The following is a 16618-nucleotide window of genomic DNA, read 5'->3' on the forward strand; positions in this document are numbered from 1 at the left end:
GGAAGGACTTGGACCCTAGCCGAGCAGGAATTCAGGAAAACGGCAAAAAAAACGGCCAAGATTGAAACTTGTAAAAATGAAAAATTGGAACGGATCATTGGATTGCGCTCACCTTTGTGATTTCCATTCCATTCTTCTCACGATCTCCCAAAGGTGAAGTAAAAAATCCGTTTTCAGAGAAGCCAAGGATACGTTCCATGGCTATAGAACTATGATTTCCTACCCGAAAGAAAAGATAAACGTCCTCCTCTTAGAGAATGTACACCAAGACGCATTCCAACTCTTTCAAAAAGACGGTTTTAATGTCCGCCTTCTCCCCCAGGCCCTGGGCGAAGACGAACTTTCGAAAGAAATCGAGAACATTCATGTTCTGGGGATCCGAAGTAAAACCAATCTGACTGCACCCGTTTTAGCCAAAGCGAAACGCCTCATGACCGTGGGTTGTTTCTGTATCGGAACAAACCAAGTAGATCTGGCGGAAGCGGAGAAAAAAGGGATCCCGGTATTCAATGCACCTTATTCTAATACTCGTTCCGTCGCGGAACTTGTAATTGCAGAAATTGTAATGTTAGCCAGAAGGGTTCCGGACCATATCCGAAATACTCATGCAGGCATCTGGAATAAAATTTCTAAAAACTGTTTTGAGGTTCGGGGAAAAACTCTGGGAATCGTAGGTTACGGCCATATCGGAAGCCAAGTCTCCGTGCTTGCAGAAGCAATGGGCCTAAAAGTGGTCTATTACGATACACAAACCGTTCTTCCTTTGGGAAATGCGACTCCGCTCAATTCTTACGAAGAACTGCTTTCTAATTCTGATTTTGTTACCTTCCACGTGCCGGAACTTCCTGAAACGACAAATTTATACGGTGCAAAGGAAATCAAGGCCACGAAAAAAGGAGCCTATATCATCAATCTTTCCAGAGGAAAAGTTGTGGATCTGGAAGCTTTGGCCGAGGCGATTAAGGCAGGACATATCGCGGGCGCCGGAGTAGATGTTTTTCCACAAGAGCCTGAATCAAATAGCGATCCATTCATCACTCCTTTGCAAAATTTGCAAAACGTAATATTGACTCCTCATATAGGTGGTTCTACGGAAGAAGCTCAGAAGAATATCGGGACGGAAGTTGCTTCTAAACTTTTGAAGTTCGTAAACAACGGCTCCACTACTTTTGCTGTCAATTTCCCGAATTTAGAATTGAACCCGATCCCTCAGGGAATGTACAGAATTCTGAATGTTCATAAAAATCAGCCAGGATTCTTGAAAGATATCAACAGTATGGTTTCTGAGATCGGAGCAAACATTAGCTCCCAACATCTAGGAACTAGCGCTGAAATTGGTTATCTCTCCATGGTAATCAATATGAGCGTAGGAGATGAGTTGAAAGAAAGAATAGAAAGACATCCCGGTTCTATCAAGACCAGAATTCTTTACTAATACTCAGACCAAAAACTTCAGTTTATATTGCCTCGGAGAAATGATTTCGATTTTCTGAAACTGTTTTAATTTCAGAAGATCGGAATCTCCGCTTAAGATCCAATTCGCTTAATAAATTAGCAATATATTAGAATATTGTAAGTTTCCTCGAAATCTGCCATGTAGTAGCTTCGACAAAATCACAAGATTTTAGCCCTCAATATCCCAAAGATTTGAGCCCTTCTCCGTTAAATTTATATATATGTTCGCTATACTGGAAAGAGACCTAATATTTTAGTGCATTGCACGATTTTCTTTATGTCCGGGGCCCAATATAAGGTTACTGGTATAGAAATTGCTTTAAATAGGAAAATAGCCTCTTTCTACCGATTTTTTCAAGATCGTAAAAGGATCTTAATCGGAACGTAAGCGACTTAATCTAAGCTCTTTCATAAAGACCGGGAGGATACCGCCATGAAATACAATAGAATCCCCTCCACACTTAACGTAGGCTTTCAGGTGTTAGAAAGTTCTAAGCTGAGGATTGCAGAAAATGTGCTCGTAGGAATCGTGCATAGAACCGAAATTCCTTGGGAACCTGGAACTAACCTGGCTATCCAAGTGGGAACAATCAGCCTCTCTGGTTCCATCGATATTCCAATGAAGGTAATCAAGTGCGATCGTGTTTCAGAAGTGGAATACGATGTGTTCTTAAATTATACCGAAAAGGATTTCGACAAAATCAAAGAGATCGAAGAATTAATTCAGACCTTGGCTTAAGGTCTGATAAACAAACACCGGGGTTTCCCGGTGTCGTTTTGATCATATGGAAGGGATTCGTCGTCTTTGGTTAGGCGACGAACAGATCCGCCTTTTGGATCATGGTGAGAGAAATTTTACTTGGATTCGCTTTTTGAGGAAAATATACGATCTCTTCGCCTACGAGTCTTCTGTTTTTATCCAATTCGATGATAGAACCATCTTTTAAATGAAGAATGATGTCTATGCCTCGGTAGTTTACGTATCTTTCCATTTGCTCTTTAAATTTGCTGCTTACCATGTTCGCCCCTAACTACAAAACGTTGGAGGAAAACTATTCCGGTACTATAAAAGTACAAGTTCTTTTTGAAAAATATCAGGAAAATTTTTTATGTCTCAGAATTTTTTGTACTAAACATGCGTGAGTAGTAAATACGTTATCCGACACCTGCTCGTACGCAAAACTCGTTTACTTCAAATTTGTTACGTAGAATTCATCGAGTATGGTTTCGAGAAGTTCCGGACGATCATGATGCATATTATGGCCCGCTTCTTCTATTTCAATATATTTTAAATTTCTAATATGTGAGAACACTTCTTTGCTATCATCTAAAGCAAGGTGAGTTTTTTGGCCATAGACAACCAGAACATTACAAGAGATTGTTTGCCAAAGATGTCTGGTGAATTGGGGACTTAAAAATACCGGAGGACCATTTTTATAAGAAGGATCGCTCTTCCACATATAACCACCCTCTTCTGCAGGTCTTGTTAATGTTTTGGTGATCTTTAAAAGTCTTTCTTTAGAAAGTCTTGGATAGATGGGGGCAAGTCTTGAAGCTGCATCTTCCACTGATTTAAAATTTTTTTGGCGTTTTCTGTCTTTTCCTGCGAGACTTATTTCCCAATTTTCCAACCAACCAAGGAACCTTCTTCTTTCCTTTTCCGGATCTTGGAGAGAACTGAATCCCTCTAAACAAATAAGACTTTGAACTCTTTCCGGATATAGTCCTGCGATCCTGGAACCAAGTCCTCCGCCCATAGAATGACCAAGTATATGAAATTTTTCAGGAAGAAATTTTTGGATGAATGTTTTTGTATCCACCAACGGAAGCATAAAGTGGTAGAAACCTTCTCTCAACCATTCGGAATCCCCATGCCCTCTATAATCGAAACGATAAAGATCGAAATGTTTGGATAAATATTCTTCCTGGAACAAAAAGGTTTGGGAAGAATCCATAAATCCGTGAAGTAGAAGAAGCGCTCTACCCTTTCCATTATCTCTTTTTGTATAATGAAGTTTATACCCGCCGGATTCGAAAAATCCACTTTCTTGGTTTTTGTATTGAGGATCGGAAACTTCCATAGGGTCATTCTCGGGGAAAAACAGAACTTGAAAACAATTCCTTGGCGTTTTCTTGCATTTCAGGTAAAGAAAGTTCTTTAATTCGTTCGAGGTCCCAACTTTCTTCACTTTCAAATAAGCTTAAAAGTTTTTCTAAGTAGTGAATGATATCGATGGTTTGGTCTTTTCCAAACGCGGAAAGTTCTCCAGTTTCAGAGAGTTTTAGAAACTTCTCCTTTGATTTCTCGGCTTGCATTTTGGATCCGCGTATATTCGGTTTTACAAAAACTTTATTCAAGGAAATGGCGAGTTGGATCCATCCATGCAAAAGTAACCTTCTTCCTCCGGTTTCCTTCTTCCATTGAAACTCAAATACCTCATGCAATTCGAAGTATCTTCCTTTTAGATAAAGTTTTCTTCCTTCTTCCCAAGCGTAACCGAAACTGGAATCCGAATCTCCTTGTTTCACTTTTTCTAATATGGCGAGTATTTCAGGATCGAATTCCATTTTCTCCCCATTCTGACCTTGGAATTTCCGGCAGTTGTTTTTTGAAAATGGGAAGAATATCCCTTACATATTTTCGTTTTCTCATTCCAAGCAGAATTGTGCCTTTTTCCAGAAGAGAAGCCAAATGAAATATCATAAGAGAAGATAAACTTTCCGGAGCTTCTCCGTTTGAATGGTATTTAGAGACGAGGCTTTCGTATAGTCCGGATAATTTTTCAGAGGAACGGATCTGCACTTGTTCTTCCAATAATGGAAGAGCAGTATTCAAAACTCTCAAATATTCTTCTGCGGATTCTTTTCCTTTTTCAGAATACACCTCGTCGATTATGGCTCGCAAGGTAGGAATCCAGGATTTTTGGAGAAGGACTTGGAATTGTTCTTCGGAACGGACCTTCTCCCCATAGGTTTGCCAAAGTTTGGAAAGTGAATTTCGATTCGGGTTGGGAGAAAGTGGTTCTAAGAGAGAGGATTCGAGTTCTAGGATTTGTAGTAACTTCGACTGATCCGGAGTTTGGTTTTGGGGCGAGTAAGACAGTCGGACCATTCCTTTTCCAGTCTGGAAGGAGTTGAGCGGTCGGTTGATTAGGGGTAGAAGGTCGAAGTGCCTACAGATTTCCAAGATACTCTGCCCTTCCGATCGATTCCGAAGGAATCCGTCCTCGTACCAATTGCCAGGGAACTGGACCACTGCGAATCCATTTTCTTTTCCGGCAATTTTCTCCGCAATTTGTAGGCACTTCGACAAAGAAGTATGAGTGTATTCCTCTTCCGGCAGAGGAAATGTATTACTGGAAATTCCATAAAATTGGATTTTCCCTTCTTTTCTGGCCTTCTCTAAAAATTGAAACGCCTCTTTGATCCTACGATAGTATTCCGCTTGGGCTTCTTCTTTTGGAATTCCCTTCTTTTCGGAATGACTTAGGAAATATTCAGGATTATGCAATAAGAATGCATCGATGGTCGAAAGCCCAAGTCGCTTTCTGGACCTTTCTAACTGGTCCTCTAAAAATTCAGGAGAGATACAATGATAACAGCCAGGTTGGTAATAAGTGATTTCCGGAAAAGGATCCTTCTCTTTTTCTTTAGTTTCCACAAGCTTCATATTCCTTCCTTGGATATATCCAGCTTTGGTGACTAAAAAAATTTCCTTTCGATTCAGTTGTCTTTTTTTGATATTTTCATCCAGCACCTTGCCAACTAAACTTTCAGCCTCTCCATCTCCATAATTTGCCGAAACATCTATGACGTTCACTCCAGAATACAGAGCAAGTTGAAGAGCTTCCTTATGTTCCGGATCTTCGAGGCCTATCCTATATCCACCGAACGCGATTCGGGAAAGCCTAAGTTCTCGGAATAGAAAATAGCCGAGCCCTTCTCCCTTTTTTCCTGGAGAGAATTTTTCCTTTCTCCCCTCGTGAAGGGGCTCTCTGTACAAAGATTGAAACGGGTCTTTAGATATCATTTGCGTTTTTTTGAATTTTCGCGCCGCACTAAATGAGACCAAGTCTAAATATTCCTCGATAGATGTCCATTTTTTGTCTTTTAGTTTAAAAGTGCTTTTCGTCTGGACCTGATTTTTTATCCTACTTTGTAGAGGGATTCTAAATGCGATCTTTCGCTTTTTCAATCCCTTCCTCAAACAAATCGATGACTTCTTCCCATGATCCTCACAGGAGATTTTGAATGGATTTTCAAGCTGGATATCTAAGGTCGTCCATCGGTAGAAAGACTATCGTTGCGATTACCGGAATCATTCTCTTCGGCTTTGTGTTTGTACACATGCTGGGGAACCTCCAGATCTTCCAAGAACCGGATAAGATTAACACTTACGCTGAGTTCCTACACAATTTAGGCGGACTTTTATGGCTAGCCCGCGGAATTCTTTTAGTAGCGTTCGCATTACACGTTTACTACGCCCTCAAATTGTCTCTTGAAAACAAGAAGGCAAGACCGGTTGGCTACGTAAAAGAAAGTACGATCCAAGCTACTCTGTCTTCGCGATATATGGCTTTGACTGGTTCCGTATTATTAGCTTTTGTAATATACCATCTGCTTCATTTTACGATCGGTAAGATCCAGCCTGAAAACTTCGCACTCCAAGAAACCATTGGGGATAAACAAAGACATGATGTTTACTCTATGGTAATCTTTGGATTTAAGAACGTTTATGTTTCAATTTCCTATATAGTAGCGATGACATTGCTTGCGTTTCACCTTCGTCACGGAGTTGCGAGTGTTTTCCAAACTTTAGGTTTTAACACCACTTTCTGGGCGCCTAAGACGAACGCATTTGCGATCCTCTACGCTTTGACCATCTTCATCGGCAATGTTTCCATGCCGGTTGCTATTCTTCTCAACTTCGTGAAAGTTCCAGGAGCGCAATAATGAGTTTAGACTCCAAAATCCCATCGGGTCCCTTGGAAAAAAAATGGGACGATTATAAATCCCATATCAAATTAGTGAACCCGGCTAATAAAAGAAAATATACAGTTATCGTGATCGGTACTGGACTCGCTGGGGGTTCCGCTTCTGCGACCTTGGCAGAGCTTGGATATAATGTTAAAACATTCTGCTTCCAAGATAGCCCGCGTAGAGCTCACTCCATCGCAGCTCAGGGTGGTATTAACGCAGCTAAGAACTACCAGAACGACGGTGACTCAGTTTATCGTTTATTCTATGATACGATCAAAGGTGGGGACTTTAGAGCAAGAGAAGCTAACGTATATCGTCTAGCTCAAGTTTCTACAAACATCATTGACCAATGTGTGGCTCAGGGTGTTCCATTTGCGAGAGAATACGGCGGACATTTGGACAACCGATCCTTTGGTGGTGCCCAAGTATCCCGTACATTCTATGCGAAAGGTCAAACTGGACAGCAGCTTCTATTAGGAGCGTATTCAGCACTTTCTAGACAGATCGGTTTAGGAAATGTGAAGATGTATCCTAGAACCGAAATGTTGGACTTAGTCGTGATCGACGGTCATGCAAAAGGTGTGGTGATCCGCGACTTAGTAACCGGCCAAGTAACAGTTCATTCTGCAGATGCAGTGGTTCTTGCTTCCGGAGGATATGGTAACGTATTCTATCTTTCTACAAACGCGAAAGGCTCTAACGTTACAGCAACATTCCGCGCATACAAAAAAGGTGCCTTCTTCGCTAACCCTTGTTACACTCAGATCCACCCTACTTGTATCCCGGTTTCAGGAGACCATCAGTCCAAATTAACTTTGATGTCTGAGTCTCTTCGAAATGACGGACGTATTTGGGTCCCTAAAAAACAGGGAGATACCCGTAACCCTGCGGATATCCCTGAGAGCGAAAGAGATTATTACTTAGAAAGAAAATACCCAAGTTATGGAAACCTTTGTCCTCGTGATATCGCATCCCGTTCTGCAAAAGAAGTTTGTGATGCAGGATTCGGTGTAGGACCAGGTGGCCAAGGTGTGTATCTGGACTTCTCTTCTGCGATCAATCGTTTGGGAGAACATACAATCGCGGAAAGATACGGTAACCTCTTCCAGATGTATGAGCAGATCACTGGAGAAAATCCTTATAAAGTTCCAATGAGAATTTACCCTGCTGTTCACTATACAATGGGCGGACTCTGGGTGGATTATAACCTAATGAGCAATCTTCCAGGTTTATTCGTGATTGGTGAGGCAAACTTCTCAGATCACGGAGCAAACAGGCTCGGAGCTTCTGCACTGATGCAAGGTCTTGCTGATGGATATTTCGTTCTTCCTTACACTATCGGAAATTATCTGGCAGAAGTAGGATTCGGAAAAACTCCTTCTACAGATCATGCCGAATTCAAAAAAGCAGAGACTGACGCAAATACTCAACTCAATAAATTCCTTTCCATCAAAGGTAAGAGAACTGTTGATTCTTTCCATAAAGAACTCGGAAAGATTATGTGGAATAATTGCGGAATGGCAAGGACCGATAAAAGTTTAAAAGAAGCTCTCGTGAAAATTCCTGAGATCAGAGAAGAATTCTGGAAAAATGTAAACGTTCCTGGTTCCGGTGCTGACCTAAATCAATCCTTGGAAAAAGCAGGAAGAGTTGCCGACTTCTTAGAGTTCGGAGAACTTCTCTGCTTAGATGCTCTTACAAGAGAAGAATCTTGTGGAGGACATTTCCGTTCAGAACACCAGATGGACGACGGAGAGGCGAAACGGGACGACGAAAAATTCTGTCATGCCACCGCTTGGGAATGGAAAGGTGTGGGAGCAAAACCTACAGAGCACAGAGAAAAACTGGAATTCGAGAATATTAAACTCGCAACGAGGAGCTACAAATAATGGACCTCAAACTAAAAGTCTGGAGACAAAAAAACGCAAAAGAGAAAGGCAAAATCGTAAATTACGATGCCAAAGGGATTTCTCCCGATATGTCTTTCTTGGAAATGTTGGACGTAGTTAACGAGGACTTGATCGTAAAAGGAGATGATCCGATTGCGTTCGAGCACGATTGTAGAGAAGGTATTTGCGGTTCTTGTAATATTATGATCAACGGAGAGGCTCACGGCCCTCTTCCTGGTGTAACCACCTGCCAACTTCATATGAGAACTTTCAAAGATGGAGATACGATCTTTCTCGAACCATGGAGAGCAAAAGCTTTCCCTGTATTAAAGGACTTAGTTGTCGATCGAAGCGGTTTTGATAGAATCATCCAAGCTGGAGGATTCGTTAGTATTAATACAGGAGGAGCGCCTGACGCAAACGCATTACCGATTCCTAAAAAGGATGCGGACGTTGCAATGGATGCGGCAACCTGTATCGGTTGCGGTGCTTGTGTAGCTTCTTGTAAAAATGCTTCAGCTATGTTATTCGTTTCTGCAAAAGTTTCTCACCTTGCGCTACTTCCACAAGGCCAAGTAGAGAAAAAAGAACGTGTGAAAAACATGGTAAACGCAATGGACAAAGAAGGTTTCGGAAATTGTACAAACCAGTACGAATGCGAAGCTGCTTGTCCGAAAGACATCAAACGGGATTTCATCCGAGTTCTAAACAAAGAATTTATTCTTTCTTAAGAATTAGAATTTCCTAATAAGAAGAAGGCCTTCGAAAGAGGGCCTTTTTATTTTTGACGAAGGTGATTAAAGAATAGAAGAAACCCCTCCTTGTAGAATTCCACCTTGATAAATATATAAAATCCTTCCTTCTAATTCTCTTTTTTTCATCATAGATTCAATCATGCTAATAGATTTAGCAGCATAGATAGGCTCTAAATAAATTCCGAATCGCTTTTGATATTCGCTAGATTTTTCCAGCCAGATATTCCCTTTTTTTCCGTAGGAGAAATCTCCTTCTATTTTTTCCCTCGGATCGATTAGGCTTTCCCATGGGAGGTCGATATTGGGAAGTCGAAGTGACGACAGACGCAATTTTATCCAAGGTATAAACTTCTCCTTTTCCATTCCGAGACAAATTCCAGTCATTGGAAGTTTCCCCCAAAGAATCGAAGAAATCCAAGTAAGCCCGGAACCCACGTCTAAAATGATCCGATCGTATTTCATTGGATCTATTTCCTCCCAGAGAGACATGAGACCTTGTAATGCAGAGGTTGTGAATAAATATTCCGGAATTAGAACTTCGTTGGGAGGTAGGGATTTTGTAGTATCTTCGACAACTTCTCCCCATTCCTTCCTTGTCGGATACAATTCCATCTCTGAAAATCGTTTGGAAATGATAGAAGCAGGAGTAATTAACTTTGGATCCCTGGAATATCCCAGGATTTTTGTAGGCACTTCGACAAACTTAAAGAACAAACTTCCAGCTAAGATCGCATTCGAATGCAAATTCCCTTGTAAAATGACCTTCTGGATTTCGCCGGATCGGAGTTTAGATTCTAAGTTTTTATAAATCCCGAGTAATTTGCGAATCTTTGTCCCTTGGGAGAAAAAAATCCGGTCTTCTCTTTTGATAAATAGTTCGGAAGAATGAACTTTGAGAACGGAATCTACTCCGGTTCTGCGGGGACGCAAAACGGAGTCTTTCAAAAATTAATCCCCGGTTTTCAAGACCGCTAAGAAGGCCTCTTGAGGGATTTCAACGTTTCCGATCTGTTTCATCCTCTTCTTCCCTTCTTTCTGCTTTTCTAAAAGTTTTTTCTTACGGGTGATATCTCCGCCGTAACATTTAGCAGTTACGTTCTTACGAAGAGCAGAAATACTTTCTCTCGCGAGGATTTTTCCTCCCACTGCAGCTTGGATTGGGATCATGAACTGGTGACGAGGAATGATTTCTTTTAATTTTTCAATGATCTCTCTACCACGGGATTCTGCTTTGGAAGAATGGACAATCATGGAAAGTGCATCCACAGATTCTCCATTTACAAGAATATCCATTTTAACAAGTCTCGAAGCCTTATAACCGCAAGGCTCATAATCCAAGGAAGCATATCCTCTGGTTAAAGATTTTAGTTTATCATAAAATTCGAAAATTAACTCTGCAAGAGGGATCTCATAAGTCAACTGCACCTTATCCTGAGAAAGATAAACTGTGTCCAATTGGACTCCTCTTTTATCTATCGCGAGTGACATGATATTCCCTACATACTCATTTGGAGTGATGATGGAAGCTTTTACATAAGGTTCTTCCGTAGCTTCTATAAAAACTGGATCAGGAAATTTAGAAGGATTATCTATATCGAATACTTCTCCGTTTTTCATTCGGATCGTATATTTTACGGAAGGTGCAGTGGTGATCAGATCAAGATTGAATTCTCTTTCCAATCTTTCTTGTACGATCTCCATGTGGAGAAGTCCAAGATATCCGACACGGAATCCAAACCCCAATGCGGCAGAACTTTCTTTTTCATAAACAAGCGCTGCATCATTCAGTTTCATTTTTTCGATCGCATCTACGAGTTCTTCGAATTGTTCTCCCATAATAGGAAATAATCCGGCAAATACCATAGGTTTCGCATCTTTATAACCTGGAACTGCTTCAGCACTTGGGTTGGAGAATAAAGTAACTGTATCTCCAGTTCTTGCATCAGAAACTTTTTTGATACCTGCGATGATATATCCTACTTCTCCCGCAGTGAGAGAATCTGTAGGTGTTAAACCAATTCCCTTGATACCAACTTCGTTGACTGTAAAATCCTTTTGGCTGCTCATCAAAAGGATACGGTCCCCTTTTTTTACGGATCCGTCGAATACCCTGATCTTGATAACAACTCCCATGTAAGGATCGAAATAAGAATCATAGATAAGTGCTTTAAGAGGACCTTTTGGATCTCCTTTTGGAGAAGGAATTTGCCTTGTGATTTCTTCTAAGACTGCTTGTACGTTCAGTCCAGTTTTTGCAGAAATCGCCACAGCATTCTCTGCATCCAAACCTAAACTGTCTTCGATCTGAAGTTTGGTCTTCTCTACATCCGCTGCGGGAAGATCCACTTTATTCATAACTGGGATGATTGCTAAATCTTGCTCCATAGCAAGATAAAGGTTCGCAAGAGTTTGGGCCTCTACTCCTTGGCTTGCATCTACTATAAGAAGCACACCTTCGCATGCTTTTAAGGATCTAGATACTTCGTAGGTAAAATCCACGTGGCCAGGAGTATCGATCAGGTTCATCGTATAAGTATTACCGTCAGCTGCGGTATAATTGAAGGTGGCGTTGTTCGCCTTGATCGTGATCCCTCTCTCCCTTTCGATATCCATGGAGTCCAGGATCTGGTCTTTTTTTGTCCGATCATCAGTGATCCGGCCTATTTCCAAAAGTCTGTCCGCTAAGGTGGACTTACCATGGTCAATATGGGCTATAATTGAGAAATTGCGGATGAATTGTTGGCGATCGGACATTGTTAAAAACAAAGTCCAGCGGGAGGGAGCCGGTGAAAAGCCTTTTACTGGGGGAAATTTGTCCTCGGCCCCGATGAAGCCGAGGATTGAGGAAAAGTATAGCTTAGTTTACGTTTCCGTAGATATTATTATCAGGCTGTAAATTCGAGCATTGTCCAAATAAGACTCCAATTGTAGGAGCAAGCCCTAAGGCTCCGAATAATTTGATCTCGTCAACACAGGCATCCACATCTTCTTTAGCATAGTACTCGCCTGGTTCAAGCCCTGCCAAAATTGGAGGAAGGAAGACATTGTTGATATAGGTTGTACCGTTAAGGTCCCCGGTACTGATTGCGTAAAGCTGAGCCGCAACGGTTGCTGCATCCGCAATTTTATCCTTTGCCTCGTTTCCTTTATAACGATTCGTTAATCCGGTGGCGTTAAATGCCACGCAATTTATTGCGATCGTTAGTATAAATAAAAGCGGTAATATTCCGATCCGCATTAGAAACCTCTTTAGAAAAAATTTGGACTCCGTTTTGATTTTCTAAAACGAAACCGTTTCGATTACAAGTAGTTTTAGGTTTTTAAAAATCGTTTACCAGAAATTAATTTCCGATCTCTAACCCATATTTTTCCAATTCTTCTGGATCGCAGGAAAATTGAGCGATATCTATCTGTTTGTGATGATCAAAAAGGAAAGTTGTCATCTTTCCGAAAAATTTTCCCTCGTATTTTTCTTCTACAAAACGTAACCAAGATATGATATCTATCAATTCGTGGCAGATGAATTCGTAATTATAAGCGGATCTTGGATCCTTAAATTTGTCTCGGATATTGTAAATTTTGTCTTCATCCAAAAGTAATACATTTTCCAAGGTGAAAGGATAATCTTTTAAACCACCGGCAAGTCCAATCTGGTAAAAACTTTCCGCGTCCTTTTTGTTACGGAATGCGGTCGTTCTTGCGTCTCCGAAATACGAAAAATTTTCAGGAGTAAGTTCTGTTACGATTCTTGATCTTCCGACTGTGGTTCCTGGATATTCCACTTGGTGGTCTATCACAAGTCCTCTATAATCTTTTTCTGCAGGTTCTAAGACACAGTAACCCTTCTCCCAAACTAAAGCAAATGGAGAAGATACTGAAATCTTTTTTCTTTTCTCTAATATTCTTAGATTTCCTTTGGCATGGTCCATATAGACCCGATCACAATGATCGAAAGTGGGAAAACTGGATTCGCTCAAGGTAAAATCAGCATACACTCCAAAGGCCAACATCCAGGCAAGTGGATGTTCTATCACCTTCACTTCTCCCAATTGTATATTATGATTTCCTTTAATACATTTTTGACTGTCCAGATCATATCTGGTCCCATTCCAACTAAAGCCCGATTTTCCATTTTGGGCCGGCCCTACCTTAACCACGGATTCTTTATTCTCGAAGGTCGCCTTACCGTGTACCTGAAATTCTTTTTGTATGGTATACGAATAATCCGGATCTACTTCTGTACCTTGCGAAAACTCGGGAGGAAGACTCAAAATTTCCGGATTTCGATCCGAGAGTAAGTCTTTAATTTCTGAAATTTGGGTCAGGACCTTCATTATTTTTTAGACTTTCCATACACCTTCTACAAATAAATAGCTGAAAGAGAGTGCCCCCAAATACACGGACATAGTTGGTATTGCCCAAAGTAGCTTTGTCCTAAAAGGTTTATGCTCTGTATGAAAATATGCGAATGTAGCGAATATTCCCAATATAAATTCGGGGAATAGAACATAGATCGCAGTATGCCCAATCATAGAAACATTCTGTGCATACCAAACTGGGATCAGTCTCATAAATTCTTCGGATAAGAAGAAGATCACAAATGCAGTCCCTCCAGCTAACAGATATTTGCTGATCGGATTTGCTTCAGGATATCTTTTCTCGAATCTCGTTGCTACATAGACTATAATAAAAAGTGGAATGGTCCAAAGACCGGCCATGTACGCAGAAACCGTTCCGAACTTATAAAATCCGTCCTGAGGAAATACTAAAACCCCGAGCACCTTGGACAAGAACCAATCAGGGACTACTTGTAGAATACTTACAGGCAAAACAAAAAGGAAAATATCCATCCAACGATCGTGATCCCAGACCTGGGCAACGATTGGCAGAGAAACATTATATACTAGGACCAGAAAAAACATTCTCCAACCGGTTGTTGCCGGAATCGGAAGTAATAATACTATGATACATAGTATTGTGAAGGAGATATGAAAGAATATAGAATGTTTTTCTGTCGTTTTCATCGATGGATTTCTAACTTTATAGCCTGTCCAGGCAATCTTTTTTCCTCCTTTTCCCGCTTGATTTATTTCCCCGTAACAAAAGGATTTCAGGAAAAATCTATAAGAGATAGGTATTATAAGAATCACATGTCCAAATCCTCCAAAATTTCGGCGATCCGCGCCCGCGAAATCATGGATTCCAGAGGAAATCCTACGGTAGAAGTAGATGTTAAACTGGAAGACGGCTCTTTTGGTAGAGCTGCAGTCCCCTCCGGAGCCTCCACAGGAGAATACGAAGCAGTAGAATTAAGAGACGGAGATAAATCTCGTTATTTAGGAAAAGGTGTCCTGAAAGCAGTTGAGAACGTAAATGTAAAGATCAAAGACGTTCTGATTGGAGAGGACGCTTTAGACCAAAACAGAATCGATTCCCTGATGTTGGATAAGGACGGAACCAAAAACAAATCCAAATTAGGTGCAAATGCAATCTTAGGAACTTCCCTAGCGGTAGCAAAAGCGGCAGCTTCTCACACAAAACTTCCACTTTACAGATACATCGGAGGAAACTTCGCAAAAGAACTTCCTGTTCCAATGATGAATATCATCAACGGTGGAGCCCACGCGGACAATAATGTGGACTTCCAAGAATTTATGATTCTTCCAGTGGGAGTAAATAGCTTCCGCGAAGCTTTAAGAGTAGGAGCAGAAGTTTTCCATAGCCTTAAGTCAGTTCTCAAATCCAAAAAACTGAATACTGCAGTCGGAGATGAGGGTGGATTTGCGCCGGATCTGGCAAGCAACCTGGAAGGATTAGAAGTGATCCTCCAAGCCATCGAAAAAGCGGGTTATAAGCCTGAAAAAGACGTATTATTGGGTCTCGACGCAGCTTCTTCCGAGTTTTTCGACAAAACCAAGAAAAAGTACGTTCTGGGCGGAGAAGGAAATAAAGAGTTCTCTAGCGCGGAATTAGTGGAATACTATTCAAATCTAGTCTCAAAGTATCCGATCATTACTATTGAAGACGGTCTGGATGAAAACGACTGGGAAGGTTGGAAACTTCTAAGCGAGAAATTGGGTAAGAAGATCCAACTCGTTGGTGACGATTTGTTCGTTACCAATATAGAAAAACTTTCTCAGGGAATTTCCCAAAAGGTGGGGAATTCCATCCTGATCAAGGTGAACCAAATCGGAAGTTTGTCCGAAACATTGGCGTCCATCGATATGGCTAAAAAAGCCAAATATACGAATGTGATCAGCCATAGATCCGGAGAAACAGAGGACGTAACTATTTCGCATATCGCGGTGGGTACGAACGCGGGCCAGATCAAAACTGGATCCCTTTCCAGAACCGATAGGATCGCTAAATATAACGAACTTTTGAGGATCGAAGAAGAATTAGGTTCTTCTGCGGTTTACAAAGGGAGAAATACATTCTATAATCTCTAAACTTCTTATGGGCATGAATATAGCGAACAAACTGTTTTTACTTCTGCTCTTCCTTTCCGGAATGTTTTACTTCACGGTATTGGGAGAGTCCGGTTTGGTCGTACGTTCTACCCTAGAGACCAGTCTTTCCAGCCTTCGTTTGGATGTGGAGAGACTGGAGTATGAGAATAGACAGTTAGAAGAAAGGCAAAAACTCCTAAGAGACGATAAGGTCGCCTTGGAGAAAGAAGCCAGAAAGTATTATCTTCTTTCCGAAAACGCACAAATTATTAAATTTAGGGAGCCTGAGCCAAAAGCGGAGAATCGTCCGGTCCTCGCCTCCCGTCTAATTGCTTTAAGAGCGGACCGTGATATGCCGGTCCCTCCGATCCAGTTGCTTCGCTTTTTTTACGTTTCCTTTGTAGCTTTCGTATTTATTGGAGTTTTCAGGAAATTACGGAGGAAGAAACTGGAAGAACGAACCGCTGCTTAAGGGAGCCATAATGTCCGAGACAGAAAAAATCACCGAAGTAATCGAAGAATTAGCCGGTAGCAAAATTTCCAAAAAATTCATCGACCATAGAAAAATTTTCTTATGGGGAGCGGTTACCGATGAATCCGCAAAAGATATCGTAGGTAAACTACTCTATCTAGAAATGGCTGATCCCGGAAAAGAAATTACATTCTATATCAATAGCCCAGGAGGAGTTGTTACTTCCGGACTTACCATCTACGATACAATGAAGATGATCACTTCTCCGGTTCATACTGTTTGTATGGGACTGGCAGCTTCTATGGGATCCGTTCTTCTTGCAGCAGGCGTAAAAGGAAAAAGATCCATTTGGCCGAACGGTAAAGTGATGATCCACCAGCCGAGTATAGGCGGACAAATCGTTGCTCCGGCAACCGACCTGCAAATCCATGCAGAAGAAATCCTAAAAACAAGAGCAAGATTGAATCAAATTCTTGCAGAAGCTTGCGGACATCCTGTCGAAAAATTGGAAGAAGATACGGACAGAGACTATTATATGGACGCAGAAGAAGCGATCAAATACGGTATCGTAGATTCACTCGCAACCACAATAGACTTCCCTAAACCTTCCAATTAAGG

General features: G+C 41.2%; 17 protein-coding genes. 8 read left to right on the forward strand and 9 right to left on the reverse strand.

Annotated elements, in window-relative coordinates; translation table 11 throughout:
- Positions 1–211 precede the first annotated feature (211 nt).
- Positions 212–1435 (forward strand): phosphoglycerate dehydrogenase, encoded by a 1224-nt coding sequence (gene serA / locus CH365_RS01610; protein WP_100766853.1) that lies wholly within the window; start codon positions 212–214, stop codon positions 1433–1435.
- A gap of 453 nt (positions 1436–1888) precedes the next feature.
- Positions 1889–2194: a PilZ domain-containing protein gene (locus CH365_RS01620; protein ID WP_165782556.1), complete on the forward strand. Its 306-nt coding sequence runs from the start codon at positions 1889–1891 to the stop codon at positions 2192–2194.
- Between the two features lie 70 nt (positions 2195–2264).
- On the opposite strand, the gene CH365_RS01625 is transcribed toward CH365_RS01620, so the two are convergent.
- From CH365_RS01625 to CH365_RS01640, 4 genes are all read right to left on the reverse strand, one after another.
- Positions 2265–2474, reverse strand: a complete 210-nt coding sequence (locus tag CH365_RS01625) for a hypothetical protein (protein ID WP_008590531.1) — start codon at positions 2472–2474, stop codon at positions 2265–2267.
- A gap of 168 nt (positions 2475–2642) precedes the next feature.
- Positions 2643–3536 (reverse strand): alpha/beta fold hydrolase, encoded by an 894-nt coding sequence (locus CH365_RS01630; protein WP_100766854.1) that lies wholly within the window; start codon positions 3534–3536, stop codon positions 2643–2645.
- 4 nt (positions 3537–3540) lie between these two features.
- A complete protein-coding gene (locus CH365_RS01635) occupies positions 3541–4023 on the reverse strand; it encodes a DUF309 domain-containing protein (protein ID WP_100766855.1) in 483 nt (160 codons plus the stop codon).
- Positions 4007–5485 (reverse strand): aldo/keto reductase, encoded by a 1479-nt coding sequence (locus tag CH365_RS01640; RefSeq protein WP_100767017.1) that lies wholly within the window; start codon positions 5483–5485, stop codon positions 4007–4009. Before CH365_RS01640 ends, CH365_RS01635 begins: the two co-directional genes overlap by 17 nt.
- 221 nt (positions 5486–5706) lie before the next feature.
- Between CH365_RS01640 and CH365_RS01645 the strand changes: the two genes are divergently transcribed.
- The 3 genes from CH365_RS01645 to CH365_RS01655 are packed head-to-tail and all read left to right on the forward strand — an operon-like array spanning position 5707 to position 9055.
- Positions 5707–6408, forward strand: coding sequence for a succinate dehydrogenase cytochrome b subunit (locus CH365_RS01645; RefSeq protein ID WP_100766856.1), 702 nt, complete (start codon positions 5707–5709; stop codon positions 6406–6408).
- Positions 6408–8324, forward strand: coding sequence for a fumarate reductase/succinate dehydrogenase flavoprotein subunit (locus CH365_RS01650; protein WP_100766857.1), 1917 nt, complete (start codon positions 6408–6410; stop codon positions 8322–8324). The genes CH365_RS01645 and CH365_RS01650 overlap by 1 nt, the downstream gene beginning before the upstream one ends.
- Positions 8324–9055: a succinate dehydrogenase/fumarate reductase iron-sulfur subunit gene (locus tag CH365_RS01655; RefSeq protein ID WP_100766858.1), complete on the forward strand. Its 732-nt coding sequence runs from the start codon at positions 8324–8326 to the stop codon at positions 9053–9055. The genes CH365_RS01650 and CH365_RS01655 overlap by 1 nt, the downstream gene beginning before the upstream one ends.
- A 66-nt stretch (positions 9056–9121) precedes the next feature.
- Here the strand turns inward: CH365_RS01655 and CH365_RS01660 are convergent, their stop codons facing one another.
- The 5 genes from CH365_RS01660 to CH365_RS01680 form a co-directional block, all read right to left on the reverse strand.
- Positions 9122–10024, reverse strand: coding sequence for a PALP domain-containing protein (locus CH365_RS01660; RefSeq protein ID WP_100766859.1), 903 nt, complete (start codon positions 10022–10024; stop codon positions 9122–9124).
- A gap of 3 nt (positions 10025–10027) precedes the next feature.
- Entirely contained in the window at positions 10028–11833 is a 1806-nt protein-coding gene (lepA, locus tag CH365_RS01665; protein WP_100766860.1) for a translation elongation factor 4, read from the reverse strand.
- A gap of 103 nt (positions 11834–11936) precedes the next feature.
- Positions 11937–12317: a TIGR04452 family lipoprotein gene (locus tag CH365_RS01670; RefSeq protein WP_100766861.1), complete on the reverse strand. Its 381-nt coding sequence runs from the start codon at positions 12315–12317 to the stop codon at positions 11937–11939.
- A 103-nt stretch (positions 12318–12420) separates the two neighbouring features.
- Positions 12421–13413 carry a UDP-3-O-acyl-N-acetylglucosamine deacetylase gene (locus tag CH365_RS01675; RefSeq protein WP_100766862.1) on the reverse strand — a complete coding sequence of 331 codons (993 nt, stop codon included), beginning with the start codon at positions 13411–13413 and terminating at the stop codon, positions 12421–12423.
- Positions 13414–13419: 6 nt separating this feature from the next.
- Positions 13420–14103 carry a DUF6989 domain-containing protein gene (locus CH365_RS01680; RefSeq protein WP_100767018.1) on the reverse strand — a complete coding sequence of 228 codons (684 nt, stop codon included), beginning with the start codon at positions 14101–14103 and terminating at the stop codon, positions 13420–13422.
- Between the two features lie 126 nt (positions 14104–14229).
- On the opposite strand from CH365_RS01680, the gene eno reads away from it, so the two are divergent.
- Genes eno through CH365_RS01695 form a run of 3 tightly spaced genes read left to right on the forward strand, consistent with a single transcriptional unit; the run spans position 14230 to position 16616 of the window.
- On the forward strand, positions 14230–15528 hold the full coding sequence (eno, locus tag CH365_RS01685; protein WP_100766863.1) for a phosphopyruvate hydratase: 1299 nt from the start codon (positions 14230–14232) through the stop codon (positions 15526–15528).
- 7 nt (positions 15529–15535) lie between these two features.
- Positions 15536–16000, forward strand: coding sequence for a septum formation initiator family protein (locus tag CH365_RS01690; protein WP_208861140.1), 465 nt, complete (start codon positions 15536–15538; stop codon positions 15998–16000).
- A gap of 10 nt (positions 16001–16010) precedes the next feature.
- Positions 16011–16616: a ClpP family protease gene (locus CH365_RS01695; protein WP_100766864.1), complete on the forward strand. Its 606-nt coding sequence runs from the start codon at positions 16011–16013 to the stop codon at positions 16614–16616.
- Positions 16617–16618: the final 2 nt, after the last annotated feature.

This window comes from Leptospira neocaledonica (genome assembly GCF_002812205.1).
Classification (GTDB): Bacteria; Spirochaetota; Leptospiria; order Leptospirales; family Leptospiraceae; genus Leptospira_B; species Leptospira_B neocaledonica.

Coding starts and splice junctions, on each gene's coding strand:
- serA (WP_100766853.1), top strand. CDS start 212: ATGATTTCCTACCCGAAAGAAAAGATAAACGTCCTCCTCTTAGAGAAT.
- CH365_RS01620 (WP_165782556.1), top strand. CDS start 1,889: ATGAAATACAATAGAATCCCCTCCACACTTAACGTAGGCTTTCAGGTG.
- CH365_RS01625 (WP_008590531.1), bottom strand. CDS start 2,474: ATGGTAAGCAGCAAATTTAAAGAGCAAATGGAAAGATACGTAAACTAC.
- CH365_RS01630 (WP_100766854.1), bottom strand. CDS start 3,536: ATGGAAGTTTCCGATCCTCAATACAAAAACCAAGAAAGTGGATTTTTC.
- CH365_RS01635 (WP_100766855.1), bottom strand. CDS start 4,023: ATGGAATTCGATCCTGAAATACTCGCCATATTAGAAAAAGTGAAACAA.
- CH365_RS01640 (WP_100767017.1), bottom strand. CDS start 5,485: ATGATATCTAAAGACCCGTTTCAATCTTTGTACAGAGAGCCCCTTCAC.
- CH365_RS01645 (WP_100766856.1), top strand. CDS start 5,707: ATGGATTTTCAAGCTGGATATCTAAGGTCGTCCATCGGTAGAAAGACT.
- CH365_RS01650 (WP_100766857.1), top strand. CDS start 6,408: ATGAGTTTAGACTCCAAAATCCCATCGGGTCCCTTGGAAAAAAAATGG.
- CH365_RS01655 (WP_100766858.1), top strand. CDS start 8,324: ATGGACCTCAAACTAAAAGTCTGGAGACAAAAAAACGCAAAAGAGAAA.
- lepA (WP_100766860.1), bottom strand. CDS start 11,833: ATGTCCGATCGCCAACAATTCATCCGCAATTTCTCAATTATAGCCCAT.
- CH365_RS01670 (WP_100766861.1), bottom strand. CDS start 12,317: ATGCGGATCGGAATATTACCGCTTTTATTTATACTAACGATCGCAATA.
- CH365_RS01675 (WP_100766862.1), bottom strand. CDS start 13,413: ATGAAGGTCCTGACCCAAATTTCAGAAATTAAAGACTTACTCTCGGAT.
- CH365_RS01680 (WP_100767018.1), bottom strand. CDS start 14,103: ATGAAAACGACAGAAAAACATTCTATATTCTTTCATATCTCCTTCACA.
- eno (WP_100766863.1), top strand. CDS start 14,230: ATGTCCAAATCCTCCAAAATTTCGGCGATCCGCGCCCGCGAAATCATG.
- CH365_RS01690 (WP_208861140.1), top strand. CDS start 15,536: ATGGGCATGAATATAGCGAACAAACTGTTTTTACTTCTGCTCTTCCTT.
- CH365_RS01695 (WP_100766864.1), top strand. CDS start 16,011: ATGTCCGAGACAGAAAAAATCACCGAAGTAATCGAAGAATTAGCCGGT.